The organism is Bacillus multifaciens (genome assembly GCF_030756675.1).
In the GTDB taxonomy this organism is placed as follows: Bacteria; Bacillota; Bacilli; order Bacillales; family Bacillaceae_G; genus Bacillus_A; species Bacillus_A multifaciens.
This window is the reverse complement of the sequence record NZ_JAVBXD010000037.1, coordinates 26,793-44,047: the sequence shown is the minus strand read 5'-3', so window position 1 is coordinate 44,047 and position 17,255 is coordinate 26,793. Positions and strand designations below refer to the sequence as shown.

The 17,255-nt window shown below is 37.4% G+C and carries 14 protein-coding genes; 1 reads left to right on the top strand and 13 read right to left on the bottom strand.

Features of this window, described 5'->3' with window-relative positions; all coding sequences use genetic code 11:
• Positions 1-116: 116 nt before the first annotated feature.
• From Q9306_RS19625 to Q9306_RS19565, 13 genes are all read right to left on the bottom strand, one after another.
• The gene (locus Q9306_RS19625) at positions 117-1,145 is read right to left on the bottom strand and encodes an oxidoreductase (RefSeq protein WP_306201517.1); all 1,029 of its coding nucleotides are present in this window, start codon (positions 1,143-1,145) and stop codon (positions 117-119) included.
• Between the two features lie 141 nt (positions 1,146-1,286).
• The gene (locus tag Q9306_RS19620) at positions 1,287-1,988 is read right to left on the bottom strand and encodes an ABC transporter ATP-binding protein (protein WP_090913370.1); all 702 of its coding nucleotides are present in this window, start codon (positions 1,986-1,988) and stop codon (positions 1,287-1,289) included.
• A gap of 63 nt (positions 1,989-2,051) precedes the next feature.
• Entirely contained in the window at positions 2,052-2,828 is a 777-nt protein-coding gene (locus Q9306_RS19615; RefSeq protein WP_306201514.1) for an ABC transporter ATP-binding protein, read from the bottom strand.
• Positions 2,829-2,838: 10 nt separating this feature from the next.
• Positions 2,839-4,122, bottom strand: a complete 1,284-nt coding sequence (locus Q9306_RS19610; RefSeq protein ID WP_306201511.1) for a branched-chain amino acid ABC transporter permease — start codon at positions 4,120-4,122, stop codon at positions 2,839-2,841.
• Between the two features lie 9 nt (positions 4,123-4,131).
• The gene (locus tag Q9306_RS19605; RefSeq protein WP_306201509.1) at positions 4,132-5,118 is read right to left on the bottom strand and encodes a branched-chain amino acid ABC transporter permease; all 987 of its coding nucleotides are present in this window, start codon (positions 5,116-5,118) and stop codon (positions 4,132-4,134) included.
• Positions 5,119-5,184: 66 nt separating this feature from the next.
• Entirely contained in the window at positions 5,185-6,393 is a 1,209-nt protein-coding gene (locus Q9306_RS19600; RefSeq protein WP_306201507.1) for a branched-chain amino acid ABC transporter substrate-binding protein, read from the bottom strand.
• Between the two features lie 143 nt (positions 6,394-6,536).
• The gene (gene parC, locus Q9306_RS19595; RefSeq protein WP_306201505.1) at positions 6,537-8,960 is read right to left on the bottom strand and encodes a DNA topoisomerase IV subunit A; all 2,424 of its coding nucleotides are present in this window, start codon (positions 8,958-8,960) and stop codon (positions 6,537-6,539) included.
• A gap of 1 nt (position 8,961) precedes the next feature.
• On the bottom strand, positions 8,962-10,926 hold the full coding sequence (parE, locus tag Q9306_RS19590; protein WP_306201503.1) for a DNA topoisomerase IV subunit B: 1,965 nt from the start codon (positions 10,924-10,926) through the stop codon (positions 8,962-8,964).
• Between the two features lie 525 nt (positions 10,927-11,451).
• A complete protein-coding gene (locus Q9306_RS19585; protein ID WP_306201501.1) occupies positions 11,452-11,865 on the bottom strand; it encodes a CoA-binding protein in 414 nt (137 codons plus the stop codon).
• 72 nt (positions 11,866-11,937) lie between these two features.
• Positions 11,938-13,146 carry a S1C family serine protease gene (locus tag Q9306_RS19580; RefSeq protein WP_306201499.1) on the bottom strand — a complete coding sequence of 403 codons (1,209 nt, stop codon included), beginning with the start codon at positions 13,144-13,146 and terminating at the stop codon, positions 11,938-11,940.
• A gap of 177 nt (positions 13,147-13,323) precedes the next feature.
• Positions 13,324-14,001, bottom strand: coding sequence for a response regulator transcription factor (locus Q9306_RS19575; RefSeq protein ID WP_020061945.1), 678 nt, complete (start codon positions 13,999-14,001; stop codon positions 13,324-13,326).
• 15 nt (positions 14,002-14,016) lie between these two features.
• Positions 14,017-14,469: an anaerobic ribonucleoside-triphosphate reductase activating protein gene (gene nrdG, locus Q9306_RS19570; protein ID WP_306201496.1), complete on the bottom strand. Its 453-nt coding sequence runs from the start codon at positions 14,467-14,469 to the stop codon at positions 14,017-14,019.
• Positions 14,466-16,322 carry an anaerobic ribonucleoside triphosphate reductase gene (locus tag Q9306_RS19565; protein ID WP_306201521.1) on the bottom strand — a complete coding sequence of 619 codons (1,857 nt, stop codon included), beginning with the start codon at positions 16,320-16,322 and terminating at the stop codon, positions 14,466-14,468. The genes nrdG and Q9306_RS19565 overlap by 4 nt, the downstream gene beginning before the upstream one ends.
• A 261-nt stretch (positions 16,323-16,583) precedes the next feature.
• On the opposite strand from Q9306_RS19565, the gene plsY reads away from it, so the two are divergent.
• Positions 16,584-17,177 carry a glycerol-3-phosphate 1-O-acyltransferase PlsY gene (plsY, locus tag Q9306_RS19560; RefSeq protein WP_306201494.1) on the top strand — a complete coding sequence of 198 codons (594 nt, stop codon included), beginning with the start codon at positions 16,584-16,586 and terminating at the stop codon, positions 17,175-17,177.
• Positions 17,178-17,255: the final 78 nt, after the last annotated feature.

Below are 17,255 nucleotides of genomic sequence, written 5' to 3'. Positions count from 1 at the left end.
CATCGCTCCTTTGCATCTTTTTTATCAGTGTTGACAGATAAAAAGATGTTCAGACACAAAAACAGGCTGTGGAGAAGGCTTTCTCCACAGCCTGAGAGTCAGTGTATACACTGACTCTACCATTTCACTATAATTCCTTGCTGACTACTTTGTAAGCAAGCCGTAATAACACGAATGACATTTAGAGCTTCCTCTGCTGTAACAGGCGGCATTTCTCGGTTCATTATTGCGTCTCGGACACCTTTATAATAGTTCTCATAACATCCTATTTCTGTTGGAACACGAATCTCTTGTTCCTCTGTAGAAAGAACAGCATACATAGGCATAGCATCTTCTCCATATCCTTCATCACCAGGTTTCTTTCCTGCCTTTAGCTGTTCTTCTTGAGAATCCATTCCATATTTAACAATCGATCCTTTCTCACCGTGAATGCTAAAATGCGGTCCTGCATATTTAACGTGACTACCACTATGAAGAATTACACGCATTTCTTCATAAGAAAGAATAATATGAAAATAATCATCTATTTGCGCTCCTGGACGTTGATTGACAACATCTGCATAAACTGCTTCCGGCATTCCAAATAAATGTAACGCTTGATCTATAAGATGTGAACCTAAATCAAACAGTATTCCTGATCCTGGCAATTTGTGTTCTCTCCAACGATCGCGAACATGTGGACGAAATCTATCAAAATGAGCTTCATATGTAAAAATTTTACCAATTTTATTATCTTGTAACAGTTTATGAATTGTTCTGAAATCGTTATCAAAACGGCGATTATGATATACACTTAACACAACGCCATGCTGCTTCGCTAATTCTATCAATTCTTCTCCTTCTTCAATAGAAACAACAAAAGGTTTTTCAACGACAACATGTTTACCATGCAATATTGCCTTTTTTGTAAATTCAAAATGCGTCGTGTTAGGTGATGTAATGATGATAAGATCAATGTTTTCTTGCATAACAAGCTCATCGATTGTTGTCACAACTTCTACATGTGGAAATGATGCTTTTACTTTCTCTTCTTGTGAAGATACAATCGCACGGATTTCGTAGTCTTCGATTGTTTGCAACAGAGGAATATGGAAGGTTGTACTAGAAAACCCGTAACCTACAATCCCAACACCTATTTTGTTCATAAAACCCCTCCAAATTATGTATAGACTATAATGAATTTTTATTATATCAACTTATCTTATTTCTACATAATGTTTTGCTTTTTATAATGGCAACATAGATGAACATGCCAAAAAGCTACCCTACCTAGGGTAGCCCTCATATTACGCTAAATACGCTTCTTTCACAAATTCATTATGCAGCAATGATTTCCCTTCTCCTACCATTTTAATTTCTCCTGTCTGAATCACATAGCCACGATGTGCAATTTGCAATGCTTGATACGCATTTTGTTCAACAAGTAGAATCGTCATTCCTTCTTTATTCAGCTCTGAAATAATTTCAAAAATTTGCTCAACAATAATTGGCGCAAGCCCCATTGAAGGCTCATCTAACATAAGTAAATGCGGCCCGCTCATGAGCGCACGTCCAATTGCAAGCATTTGCTGTTCACCACCACTCATCGTACCGCCCTTTTGCTCTAGTCGTTCTTTTAACTTTGGAAAATAGTGAAAGGTACGCTCCATCCGTTCCTTCACTATTCTCTTATCCTTTACTGAAAATGCTCCCATCTCCAAATTCTCTTTTACTGTTAGGCGTGAAAAAATACGGCGTCCCTCTGGTACATGAGCAATTCCGGATAAAGCTGTTACGTGCGGAGATTGTTTCGTAATTTGTTTACCCTCAAACGAAATTTCTCCTGACTTCGGTATAACAAGGCCACTAATCGACTTTAATGTTGTTGATTTTCCAGCTCCATTGCATCCGATAAGTGTTACAATTTCGCCTTTTCCTACAGAAATATTAACGCCTTTTAACGCGTGAATCCCACCATAATACGCATTTATATTTGTAAGCTCTAGCAAAATACTCCCCCCTTTTTTATCTTTTTCGAACGATTTTTTATCAATTTTTTATTTTATTCCGTATTACTTCTCTAACACGGCACTTTTCCCTAAATACGCTTCAATAACTTTTGGATTGTTACGAATATCTTCCGGGCTTCCTTCTGCAATTTTTTCACCGTGATCTAATACAATGATATGCTCAGAAATCTCCATGACAAGTTTCATATCGTGTTCAATTAATACAATTGTAATGTCCAGCTCTTCACGCATACGATAAATAAGAGCTGTTAATTCTTTCGTTTCTTTTGGATTCATTCCGGCTGCTGGCTCATCCAATAGTAATACTTGCGGTTTCGCCGCAAGAGCTCTAGCAATTTCAAGGCGACGCTGTGCCCCGTACGATAAATTTTGCGCTTCTTCATTTAATAAGTGCGCTAAACCAACATAATCTAGAAGCCCATATGCTTTTTGCTGCGCTCGTTCTTCTTCTCTTGTTACTCCTGGCAAATGCAACAAAATCCCCAAAAGATTACTTTTCAAATGATTGTGAAGTCCTACCATTACATTTTCAAGTACCGTCATATTGTTAAAAAGACGAATATTTTGAAACGTACGAGCAATACCATGCTTTGAAATATCATGCGGCTTCAAACCAGTTATCCTTTCTTCTCCAAGGAGAATGTCACCTTCATCTGGCTTATACACACCTGTTATCATATTAAAAAACGTCGTTTTCCCTGCTCCGTTCGGTCCAATTACTGCTGTAATCGATCCTTTTTTTACTTTCATATCAACACTTTTCACTGCAACAAGTCCGCCAAACCGCTTCGTAATATTTCGAACTGTTAAAATCGTCATATTCTCACCCCTAAGCTTCAAATACATTCTCTTTTTGTGTTTGCGATTCGATTTGTTTTATCCCGCCTTTTTTCAGCTGCTCTTCATTAAATTTCCGATTTTTTGCAGGTATGAGTCCTTGTGGTCGATATAAAGCAAATAAAATTAAAATTCCACCAAAGATGAAGCGCTGCATTTTAGCTGGAGAAAGTGCATCCGGAATTGCAATCGTTCCACTTAGATTTAATTGGTTTAACCAGTTTGTTAATTCAGTAAGTACTTGTAAATTTAAAATTGTCATAACAGCTGCTCCCAAAATAACCCCTGGTACACTCCCCATACCACCAAGCAACACCATAACAAGAATCGTAATCGACTCTAGTAATGTAAAACTTGTTGGATCGACAAAAGTTTGTTTTGCTGCAAAGACAACACCCATCATTCCAGAAAATGAAGCACCAATTGCAAACGCTAACAGCTTTGTTTTCACAAGCGGAATTCCCATCGCTTGAGCTGCAATTTCATTTTCACGAACTGCCTTCCACGAGCGGCCTATTTTTGAAAACTCTAATCGTTTTACAATAAAGATTACGAGTAGTAAAATACAAAGCACAATGTAATACACTTGACTCGATTGCAAAAATGTAAATCCAAATAAAGAAGGTGGTTTTACAGAAGATAAACCCATTGCACCGTTCGTAATATTGACCGGTTTATCTAAATTATTAAAAATAATACGGATAATCTCCCCAAATCCAAGTGTCACAATCGCTAAGTAATCACCTTTCACACGCAACACCGGGATGCCTAGTAGGACCCCAAACACTGCCGCAATAAAACCGCCTAGTAAAATAAAAATCCAAAAACTTTCTCCTGACAATGGGTAATGACCAAATGGCATAAAGTTATTTGCTTGCACTGTTGCAAAAATACCATATGTGTAAGCTCCAATTGCAAAAAAAGCAACAAACCCTAAATCTAGCAATCCAGCAAAACCGACAACGATATTTAACCCCAGCGCCATTGCAATATAAATTCCAACTAATGTTGCCACTTCCATATAAGACTGATAAGCAGGGCCACCGCTTGCTGTGAAGGGAAGTAATATAATTAACACAAATAACCCTATTAACCACTTCCATTTACTGTGTAAATTTGTGTAATACAATAATAAAAGAGACAATAGTAATAGAAGAAATGCCGTTACTGACTTTTGTGCAAAATATAAACTTGCAGCAGTTATACCCAAATAAAGGACTAACAGTATAAGTTGCAACTTCGTATTATTCCTTATCATTTCTAACCGTTTTGTCATTATAATCACCTACACTTTCTCGGCAACTGCTTTGCCGAAAATGCCTTCTGGTTTAAAAATTAAAACGAGAATTAAAATTCCAAAGGCAAAAACATCCTTATATTCAGCTCCCAATATTCCAGAAGATAAAATGGATAAATTTGCAGCCGCGAACATTTCTAGCAGTCCAAGTAATATACCACCCACCATCGCACCTCGAATATTACCAATCCCCCCCAAAACAGCTGCCGTAAAAGCTTTTAATCCTAAAATAAATCCAATATACGGATCTATTGTTCCATATTGCACAGCAAACAGTACACCTGTTGCTCCGCCAAGTGCTGAACCGATAAAAAACGTAAGAGAAATTACCTTGTTCACATTTACTGACATTAATGAAGTAGTATCACGATCTTGTGCAACAGCGCGCATCGCCATTCCCCATTTTGTTTTATTGATGAAAAAGTCTAAAGAGAGCATCATAATAACCGCAAGAACGAGTAGAATAAGTGACGATGTTTTAAGCTTGGCATTATTAAAAGAAGACATAATTGCTGAAGCCTGTACTGTAATTTGATCATTGAATAAAGTAGGACCTGTTATAATGTAATTTCCTTTTTTTAATTCAGCAATAAAGCGAACGATATCTTGCAGTAGAAAAGAAACACCAATTGCTGTAATTAACGTAATCAGTTTCGGTGCTTTTCGAAGCGGTCGATACGCAACCCTTTCAATGCCCATCCCAAGAAAACCCGTTATAAGAGAGGTTACAACTAAAACAAGTAACAATGCTAACAGAGCTGGCATAACCGTCATCCACCCAAATCCCATAAAAACAAGAAAAATTGTTGTACCAATAAAAGCGCCCGTCATAAAAATTTCTCCATGAGCAAAATTAATAAGTTCTAATATCCCATATACCATCGTATATCCTAATGCAACAACCGCATACACTGCACCAAGTGTTAATCCGTCAATTAGCACTTGAGGAAGGGTATGCATTATTTCTCCGAACATAGAAATTCCTCCCCTTTACTTTTCTCTAAAAAAGGTACGGAACATAAGCACCGTACCCATATCACCTTACTTTTTCTCTACTTCTCCTTCTTGTCTTCCTGGATATTTTTGCTCTGCAAATTTATAAATATATACTTTTGCAAACTTATTATCCCCCTTGCTATCAAATCCTACTTTTGTTACCGCTCCTTCAAAACTATTTGTTTTCCGAACAGTGTCACGCACTTGTTCCCTTGTTGGCATTTTGTTGTTATTTGCTTTAATCGCATCTTTCATTCCTTGCAGGAGTACACCCGCAGCATCATATCCATAAGCCGAATATCCTTCTACCTCTTTATTAAATTTTCTCTTATAATCATCTGCAAACTTCTTTCCTTTTCCCGTCGTTTTCGGGTCAGCAGCGATAGAAGTGTAATACGTATTCTCAATAGAATTACCTGCAATTTCTACCATCGTTGCTGAATCCATACCATCACCGCCCATAAACGGAACCGTAAGACCTTTTTCACGCGCTTGCTTCACTAACAGTCCACCTTCTGCATAGAGACCACCAAAATAAATTAAATCCGGTTTTTTCGCGAGTACTTTATTTAATACACCATTAAAATCTTTCTCCCCAACCGTAATAGATTCATAACCTGCTATGGTTCCACCTAATTTTTCAACTTCTGTTTTAAATGCTTTAGCTAAACCTGTTCCATAAGCTGTTTTATCATCAATAATAAAAACGCTTTTTGCCTTTAATGTTTTCAATGCAAACTCTGCCCCAGCAGGACCTTGAAAATCATCTCTTGTACATATACGATTTACTATTTTCAAATTACGATCCGTTACTTCAACAGCAGTATTTGTAGGTGATACCATAACAACATTATTTTTTTCATACACTTCAGAAGATGGGATTGCAACTCCTGAATTCATATGTCCAACGACACCGAGTATTTCTTTATCGGCACCAATAATCTGTGCGTTTGCAACACCTTTTTTCGGATCCGCTTGATCATCATATGGCACAAACTTTAGTTCATACCCTAATTTTTTAAACTCTTCTTTTTGTTCTTCTATTTTCAATTGTGCACCAAGTTTAATTGCTTCTCCTTGCGTTGCAGAACCACCAGAAAGCGGTGATTGCGTTGCTATTTTTATGACTTTTCCACCACCGCCACCCGTACTTGCTGTATCGGTATTACCAGTTGTTTTATCGCTGCATCCTGTTAATAAACCAAACATACACACCGCCGATAGAAAGAAAGCGAAATTATTCTGTTTTCTCACTCATACACCTCCGAATTTTTATTTTTCTTAATTTTTAAAATATTTAGTTAAATAATAATAGAAGTGTTTTATTTGTACAACTACTATTCCTCATACAAATTTAGACAAAAACGCCCGACTTATTATATAAGTCGGGCGTCTTCTTACTGTTCTTTTTTCTGCGGCCACGTTTCGACAACAAGACCAACATCACTTACATCTATTAATAAACTTCCGTTACTATAACGATCTTTATTCCGAAGTGTTTGCGGATCAATTTCTTCTATCATTTGTTTTTCTGTCCGCATACACACAATTTCATCATCTCGAACGACTTCCACACCGACAATGCGATATGGATTCTTTTTCAATTCTTTAAAGATAACAAGACCTCGTTTTGCTCTTGTCGATTTTTCAATTTCTGCTGCTTTTAATCGTTTTACCGCACCTCGTTGCGTAACTAGAACGAGCTGATCTTTCTTATGATTTATAGGAAGACCGCTTGCAACAAAGTCATCCTCTTTCAAATTCATTCCTTTTACACCAGCTGCCCGTACACCAACTGGGCTTACTTCTTCTTCACTGAAAACAAGTGCATAGGCACCGTGCGTAGCAAGAAGAATATCTTGCGTTCCATCTGTAACAAAAATATCGACGACTACATCATCTTTCTTTAAATTAACCGCGACAAATGCACGTGAATAACGCTGCACTTTATATTGATTCAATTCTGTTTTCTTAATCATGCCATTTCTAGTGACAAACGTAATAAATCGCTTTTCTTCCTCAAAATTCGGAACAACAGTTGCAAAGACGAGCGTTTCATCACGGTCAAGTGAGACTATATTCGCGACGTGCTGTCCTAGGTCTTTCCAACGAATATCTGGCATTTCGTAAACTGGAAGATAAATATAATTTCCTTTATTTGTAAATAAGAGAATTGTCGCGGTTGTATTTGTATCAAAGCGTTCGAGTAAGATGTCGCCCTCTTTCATACCGAAGTCTTTTCCGTTCGATGCATTATGCGAGCGCCAACCAGTTCGCTTTACATATCCTTCTTTCGTTACAGTAACGATGACATCTTCATGTGGAATCATCACTTCCACATCAATTTTAATTTCTTCAATCTCCTCTTCAATTACAGCACGACGATTATCACTATACGTTTTCTTTACTCTCTTTAAGTCCGATTTAATCACTTGAAGAAGTCTTTTTTCACTTTGTAAAATCGCTTGTAATTCTGTAATTTTCGTTTGTAGCTCTTCAGCCTCTTTTTCTAACGCTGTAATATCTGTATTTGTTAAACGGTACAATTGCAATGATACAATTGCTTCTGATTGTGCTTCTGTAAAGGAGAATCTTGCACTTAAATTATTTTTCGCATCACGTTTATCTTTAGAAGCACGAATTGTTTCAATGACTTTATCTAAGATTGATAAAGCTTTCATCAAACCTTCCACGATGTGCTGACGATTTTCCGCTTTTCGCAATTCATACTGCGAACGACGTGTTACAACCTCTTTCTGATGTCCAATATATGCATCTAAAATCTTTGGTAACGTCATTAATGTAGGACGGCGATTATGAATCGCTACCATATTGAAGTTATATGGTATTTGTAAATCTGTATTTTTATATAAGTAATTTAAAATACCTTCTGCATTTGCATCTTTTTTCAATTCGACAACAATACGAAGACCTGTACGATCCGTTTCATCACGAACTTCAGCAATTCCATCTAATTTTTTATCTAAGCGCAACTCATCCATTTTCTTTACAAGATTTGCTTTGTTTACTTCGTAAGGAATTTCAGTAATTACGATTTGCTGTTTCCCACCACGAATCGTCTCAACTTCCGCTTTTCCGCGGATGATAATTTTCCCTTTTCCTGTTTCATACGCCTTCTTAATCCCATCAAGCCCTTGGATAATCCCCCCTGTCGGGAAGTCTGGCCCTTTAATCAGCGTTAATAAATCGTCTACAGTACTGTTTGGTTGATCAATGCGCATCATCGTCGCATCGATAACTTCTCCAAGATGATGCGGTGGAATTTCTGTTGCATAACCAGCTGAAATTCCCGTAGATCCATTCACTAAAAGATTTGGAAACATAGCAGGTAGTACAACTGGCTCTTCACTTGTATCATCAAAGTTTGAAACAAATTCCACTGTTTCTTTATCAATGTCACGTAATAACTCAGAAGCAATTGGTGATAAACGAGCCTCTGTATAACGCATCGCCGCTGCTGGATCACCATCAACACTACCATTATTTCCATGCATTTCAACTAATACATTTCGTACTTTCCAATCTTGACTTAAACGTACCATCGCTTCATACACGGACGAATCACCATGCGGGTGATAGTTACCAATTACGTTACCAACTGTTTTGGCTGATTTACGAAACGGTTTATCATTTATATTTCCTTCTACATACATGGAATATAAAATACGACGTTGTACCGGCTTTAAGCCATCGCGTGCATCTGGAAGCGCACGATCTTGAATAATATATTTACTGTAACGTGCAAAGCGGTCACCAAGCACGTCTTCAAGTGGGAGGTCATGAAATTTCTCTGCTTGCATGTTATTCCACCTCCGTTGCCATAATCATTTCATTTTCTAAAATGTTACCTTCTTCTTGCATACCAAATTGAACATTACGCTCAATCCATTTACGACGAGGCTCTACTTTATCCCCCATCAATGTAGCAACCCGGCGATCTGCTCGTGAAGCATCATCAATTTTAACGCGAATTAACGTGCGCGTCTCTGGGTTCATCGTTGTTTCCCATAATTGGTCCGCATTCATTTCACCAAGACCTTTATAACGCTGTAGAATATAACCTTTTCCGACCTTTTTCGTGACACCATCTAGCTCTTCATCAGACCAAGCGTATTCAATGACTTCACTTTTTCCCTTTCCTTTACTCACTTTATATAAAGGAGGAAGTGCAATAAATACTTTACCTGCCTCAATTAGCGGCTTCATATAACGATAGAAGAATGTTAATAATAGCACTTGAATATGCGCACCATCTGTATCAGCATCGGTCATAATCACGACTTTATCATAGTTAATATCCTCTACAGAAAAGTCCGTTCCAACACCGCCACCAATTGCATAAATAATCGTATTGATTTCTTCGTTCTTAAAAATATCCGCAAGCTTTGCTTTTTCCGTGTTAATTACTTTACCGCGCAGCGGAAGAACAGCTTGGAAACGACGATCACGGCCTTGCTTTGCAGAACCACCTGCAGAATCGCCCTCTACTAAATATAGCTCGTTCTTTTGCGGATTACGTGATTGTGCTGGTGTCAACTTACCACTTAACGTTCCTTCTGAACGCTTTTTCTTCTTACCGCTTCGTGCTTCTTCACGCGCTTTTCTTGCTGCTTCGCGTGCTTGCGCTGCTTTGACTGCTTTCTTTACAAGAAGCGTTGCCACATCTGGATTTTCTTCTAAAAAATACGCTAAATGCTCTGATACAACAGCATCAACTGCTGAACGTCCTTCACTTGTTCCAAGTTTCCCTTTCGTTTGCCCTTCAAATTGAAGCAACTCTTCTGGAACACGAATGGAAACAATTGCAGCTAACCCTTCACGAATATCCGTTCCTTCTAAATTTTTATCTTTCTCTTTTAACAAAGAAACTTTGCGTGCATACTCGTTAAAGACACGAGTCATCGCAGTTTTAAACCCCGCTTCGTGCGTACCGCCATCTTTTGTACGTACATTATTTACAAAGGATAGAATGTTCTCAGAATACCCATCATTAAATTGAAAAGCTAATTCCGCTTCTATACCGTTTTGCTCTCCAGTAAAATATACAACCGGGTGTAAAGAGTCTTTCTCTTCGTTTAAGTATGAAACAAACGCTTCAATTCCCGTTTCATAATGAAAAACATCTTCCAAATCGTTACGTTTATCTTGAAGGACAATTTTCATACCTTTTAATAAAAATGCTGATTCACGTAATCTTTCGCATAACGTTTCATAGTTATAATTCGTTGTGCTAAAAATTGTTCGATCTGGTTTAAAATGAATGGTTGTCCCAGTATCTCTTGCTTTCCCAATTTTCTCAAGCGTTGTAACTGGAACACCGCCATTTTCAAAGCGTTGTTCATATACGTAACCATCTCGTTTAATTGTAACAACAAGCCATTCAGACAGTGCGTTTACAACCGAAGCACCAACACCGTGTAAGCCTCCGCTCGTTTTATAACCGCCTTGTCCAAATTTACCACCAGCATGAAGTACAGTTAAAATAACTTCTGGTGTAGGTTTTCCAAGCTTATGCATTCCTGTCGGCATACCGCGCCCTTTATCTACTACACTTATACTATTATCTTTATGTATAATCACTTTAATTTCATCGCCAAAACCCGCTAATGCTTCATCAACGGAATTATCTACGATCTCATATACTAAATGATGTAATCCACGGCTATCCGTACTCCCAATATACATACCCGGGCGTTTACGAACGGCTTCAAGCCCCTCTAGCACTTGAATTGCATCTTCATCATATTGAAACTGACGCTTAGCCAAACTCCTTGCCCCTTCCTATCCAAAAATCAGAACATATGTTTCTTATTATAGAATAACGCCTTTCCCTTACTTTTGGCAAGTCACGTTATGTCTTTTATATACTATTTTCATAAGAAAAATCCTTGTTTGTCACAAGGATTCCTCTACGCTACTATTTCAGAAAAGTAATCGTTTGTCAACGAAACATGGATATGTATTCCAAAACAACTACATACTCCACCATTTTAAAATCAACAAAATGATAATCATCCAAAATGGAGTGACAAGCAGCAATCCCCAAAAACAACCTTTAAAAAACTTCATGATGAACACCTCGTCCATCTGCTTTTCCCTATTATATGAATAGGAGCCTAATAAACTTCACAATTTATACTTATCCCGCATTAACGGGCAGTAATACTCTCACCTCAAAATTCAGCGAAAGCAAAAAAAGTTAGGTGGGAGATAAACTGCCCGTAAAAGCCCGATTGGTTCAACTAATAATCAGTGGGGGATGAAGAAAACCCCACTGATTAAAGTTTCACTTTATCTTGTCATTGCGTGTTCAACTTTAATACAGCGGTCCATAATGACAGTATAGCCTTTTTCTTTCAAAAAGTGATATGTTTCTTCATCTTGTAAACCTAATTGTGCCCAAAATGTGCGCGCTTCAATCAGCACAAACTCTTTTGCAACATCCATTAAAAATTCAGAACGACGAAATACATTGACGATATCAACAGGCTCTTTTATTTCAGTTAGCGATTTTACCGCCTTTTCTCCCAATACAGTATCTACCGTTGGGTTAACAGGAATAATACGGTATCCTGCATCTTGCATCGCTTTTGACACCATATACGAAGTACGTTCTGGATTATCAGATAATCCGACAACAGCAATCGTCTTACTATTTTTCAAAATCTCACCAATTTCCGTTCGAGTTGGATTTTCAATTGTCATATGTAATCCCTCCTGTTCATTTAGTATAGCCGATAAAGAAAGTCTCTTTCAACATGAAAGAGACTTTCTTTACTAATTCGAGCTACCTTTATCAGCTAACGTAACTGTTTTCTTTATTTTCTCACCATTTCGGTACGCTGTTACTTCGATTTTATCGCCAACTTTTTTCTTTTCATATAAGTATTTACGGAATTGCACTGCATTTTCTATTTTTTGATCATCAAAGCTAACAACAATATCATATTTTTGCAATCCTGCTTTTTCTGCCGGTGATGCTGGTTCAACCTGCGCTAACAGAACTCCACCTGTTACATCTTTCGGTAATTTTAATTGACCTAATGCATAGCTTGGAATTTCATCAAGACCTCTTACTTGAACACCCATTACAGGGCGTTTTACTTCACCGTATTTTTCAAGAGAATCAATGACTGGTTTTGCTACATTAATTGGAATCGCAAAGCCAATTCCTTCTACTTCTTGCTGAGCAATTTTACTAGAGTTAATACCGATTACTTCACCATTTTGATTGAATAATGCACCGCCGCTATTCCCTGGGTTAATCGCTGCATCCGTTTGAATAACTTGAGCTTGCCAGTCAGGACGTTTGTCACCGTTAATATCAACTGGAATTTCACGGTCTTTACTACTAATAATCCCTTCTGTTACACTTCCATCGAATCCAAGTGGGTTACCAATTGCAATCGCAGATTCTCCAGCACGGATTTTATCTGAATTTCCTAGAGTGGCAACTTTGTTAATGTTTTTTCCATCAATCTCAACGACAGCAAGATCTAGCCATGGATCTTTTCCTACTAATTTCGCTTCAACCTTTGTTCCATTACTTAACTTTACTTCTAATTTATTCGCACCGTCAACAACGTGGTTATTTGTTACAATCAGCGCTTTATCTCCAACTTTTTTATAAATCACACCTGATCCTGATCCTGCCTCAGCTTCTTGCACTTGTGGATCGGTGGAAAATGGATCTACAGTTTTTTGATAGTTAATTACACCAACAACTACCTCTTTCGCTCCTTCAATCATACCAGGAAGATCCGTTTCACCTTTTGTTTTATTCACAACTGGAACCACTGTTCCCTCTACTTTTGATTGTGAAACGATACCGTTATTTGTCAAAGGTATATACGGAGCTGCAACGCTAATTGTAACGGCACCGATGACAGCACCGACTACTCCTGTGAAAAAATATCCTTTTTTGCTGCGTGTTTTTACAATTTCCGTCCGAGTTTCATTTGTTTCTGGTTGATCATAGTATCCCATAATTTATTTATCCCCTCTCTGCTGATATCGTATTTTTAGTATATACACGATGTGTGTCCTTACTGTGAACTCATCGTGAAATCCAAACAAAAAAATACTATCATATTCATTGTAGATAAAAGTAAAAAAAATTGTACATGCAATGAATATAAAGCTGCTTAAATGGGAACTGATATTTTACTCTTCAAATTTGTATCCTACACGAATAACTGTACTAATATGTGTTGCCTTATCGCCTAACTTATTACGAAGTTTCTTAATATGCGTATCTACTGTACGATCATCTCCGAAGTAATCATATCCCCAAAGTTGATCTAACAAATGCTGGCGAGATAGAACAATCCCTTTATTTTCCATCAAGTAAACGAGTAACTCAAATTCTTTATGTGTTAATATTACTTCTTCACCATCTACCGTTACCGTACGTGACAAACGATTCACATCAATACCAGCAAGCGAAAGCATATTTTCCTCCGCTTGCCCTACTGCACCGTCTGCACGCTTTAGTAATGTCTTGGCACGAGCAACTAAAATTTTCGGACTAAACGGTTTTGTTACATATTCATCCGCTCCTAATTCAAAACCAAGTAAAGTATCATCTTCATCGGAGCGAGCTGTTAGCATAATAATCGGTACGGCTGATTCCTTTCTTACACGTCTACATACAGACCAACCGTCAATTTCTGGTAACATGATATCTAATATAATTAAATCCACAGTATGCTCCGCAAACAGTTCTAATGCTTGCTTGCCATCTTCTGCTTCAATCACTTCAAAGCCTTCATTACGAAAATAGTCACTGACAATTTCTCGTAATCTTCTTTCATCTTCAACAAGTAAAACTGTTTTATTCAATCCTATCCCGTCCTTTTACTCTTTCAATCGAATAATACGTTGATTCGAGCTCCCACGAAACGGCAGGGTGAGATCTCGCTTCTCTAGCTCAAATCTTCCATCTACTAGCACATCAGCATATTGTAACAACTCTATCATATCATTTTTTTGCGAATTCTGTATCTCTTCAAACGTATAGCCTGTGTAAATCCACAAATTTTTTTGTAAATCTTTCACGTTTTTTGCTAGTTCTTTTATTTCAGTGGCTTGGAAAAATGGATCCCCACCAGAAAATGTTACATCAGTAAGAGGGTTGTTTTCAATCTCATTTATTATTTCTTCTTTTGTCATCTCAGTCCCATTACAAATATTCCAAGACTGTGGATTATGACAGCCAAAACAGCGATGCGGACAGCCCGCAAAAAATACGACTGTCCGCAACCCTTCCCCATCTACCACACTATCATGAATGATATTCATTACTCTCATGAATGTTTCACCCGCTCCTTTTCTTCACTACGTTTCGCACTGTTCCACTTTGACATGTCTCCTACAAGATATCCAGTAATGCGGCGAATTCTTTCAAAGTCATGTTCATTTTTATTCTCACAGCTTGGACATTCATTTCCAATGATCCCGTGATAACCACAACATTTACAGCGATCAACCGGGTGATTAATCGATCCATACCCTACGCCATACTGAGCCATTGCCTTCACAATTTGCTGCAGAGCTTTTTGATTATGAACAGCCGCTCCGTCAAGCTCAATATACGTAATATGACCACCATTACAAAGTTCGTGAAATGGTCCTTCTAAACGAATTTTATCAATAGCTTGAATAGGATAATAAACAGGGATATGGAATGAATTTGTATAAAAGTTATGATCTGTTACACCTGTAATTGTTCCAAATTCAGCTCGATCTTGTTTGATAAACTTTCCAGATAATCCTTCTGCCGGAGTTGCAATTAATGAGAAATTCAATTGATGTTCCTCTGTTGCTTGATCCATTTTCTTTCTCATATGTTCGATAATTTCATATCCAAGCTTCCATGATTCTGCGTCTTCCCCATGATGTTTTCCTGTTAAAGCAACTAAACATTCTGCAAGGCCTATAAAACCTATACTTAATGTACCTTGTTTTAAAATTTCAGCAACAGCATCCTCAGGTTGCAGTTTTTCACCGCCGCGCCATACTCCTTGAGAATATAAAAATTGAAAATCTCTTGCTTTTTTCGTTGCTTGATAGGAAAGTCTTTCTAACAATTGATCAATACCTAGATCAAGATAATAATTTAAAGCTTCAAAAAACGCTTCTTTTGATCCACTAATACATGCTAATTTCACTAAGTTAATAGAGGTAAACGATAAATTCCCTCTTCCAATCGCAGTTTCTTCCCCATGAATATTAGACATGACACGCGTACGACAACCCATATAACACACTTCACTTTCAGGACGTCCATCATAATACGCCGCATTAAATGGTGCATCTAAAAATGAGAAATTAGGGAATAATCGTTTCGCTGTCGTTTCTATTGCTAATTCAAACAAATCATAATTTGGATCTTTCTCTTCAAAATTTACTCCCTTTTTTAACTTAAAGATTTGAATCGGAAAAATTGGTGTTTCTCCTTTTCCTAATCCAGCTTGAGTCGCTTTTAATAATTGTCTAATTAATAATCTTCCTTCTTTTGATGTATCTGTTCCGTAATTAATGGAGATGAATGGAACTTGTCCCCCGCCTCTGCTATGCATGCTATTCGAATTATGAATAAACGCCTCACATGCTTGATACGTATCATTTTCTGTTTCTTTCCACGCAAACTCTTCTATTTGTTCAGCTGTTAACGGATATGTTGCTAAACGTTTTTTATTCCGTTCAAACGTTTTTCTCACATATGGCGCCAATTCTACATCGAACAGCGCAAATGATTGTCCACCATGCTGCATATTTTGATTTGCTTGGAAAATAATAGAAGAAAGCGCCAATGCACTTTTAATATCTTGCGGCTGCCTCATATGCCCGTGACCTGTGTGAAACCCGTTTTGAAGCATCTGTGCTAACGGTATTTGCGAACAAGTTGTCGTACCTGTTGCATAAAAGTCTAAATCATGCGGATATAATATATTTTGATCAATTGCTTGTTTCACTTTCTCAGAAAGCAGTTGTTCTATCGCATAATACCTTGCACTTTCAGAAGCAAATTTCCCCATCATTCCCATTGGAGATCTACCATCAACGTTTGCATTTTCTTGCATTAAATCTTGTTCATTTGCATGAACAATTTTCGCAAAAATCCCCTTTAGATTCTCATCATATTCACTGTTTTTTTTCATTTCTTGATTCATTTCTTAACCCCCAACAACATCTTGTTCATTTACTCTCAAAATGATACAACATATAGTAAGAGTGAATCTGTGAAAAATGTAACATTCCTGTGAAAGTTTTTTTAAAATCTATCGAATCTTTTTTTCTCATATTTCTGAATTGAAATTTGAGAAAAAAAGAAATGTGATCTTTACAAATGTGTGGTACAATATACGGGAAAAACTCTTTTTACCCTTTATCAACACATTTGTATAAAGGAGACTGAACTTATGCTTACATATCTTTTATTTATCGTTGCCTATTTGCTTGGCTCGATTCCATCTGCACTTGTTGTTGGAAAGATTGGTTACGGAATCGATATTCGCGAACACGGCAGCGGAAATTTAGGAGGAACGAATACATTTCGTACACTAGGGAAAAAAGCAGGTTTTATTGTTACAATTGCTGATATTTTAAAAGGGACATTGGCTACAGCCCTACCGATCATGTTCGGGTTAAATATCCATCCCCTATGGTTTGGATTAGCTGCAGTGGTAGGACATGTATACCCAATCTTTGCAAAGTTCCGCGGCGGAAAAGCAGTTGCTACTTCTGCTGGTGTACTATTATGCTACGCACCGCTTTCCTTTGTCATATTAGCGGCTATCTTTTTCACCCTATTATTTACGACGAGATACGTATCACTTTCTTCTATGATAACAGCCGTCTTCGCTGTTATTGCAGCATTTATAAACGGGGATAAAATCTTCATTATTGCCATGTGCTTATTGGCTGGTATGGTTATTTATAGACACCGTGCAAATATTGGACGAATTATAAATAAAACAGAACCAAAAGCAAAATTAACAAAAAAACAAAAATAAGATTGCGACCCACATAACGCAAAAAGAAAACGCAAAGCATATAAATGGCGTCTTTTTGCGTTATTTTTTATACTAAAA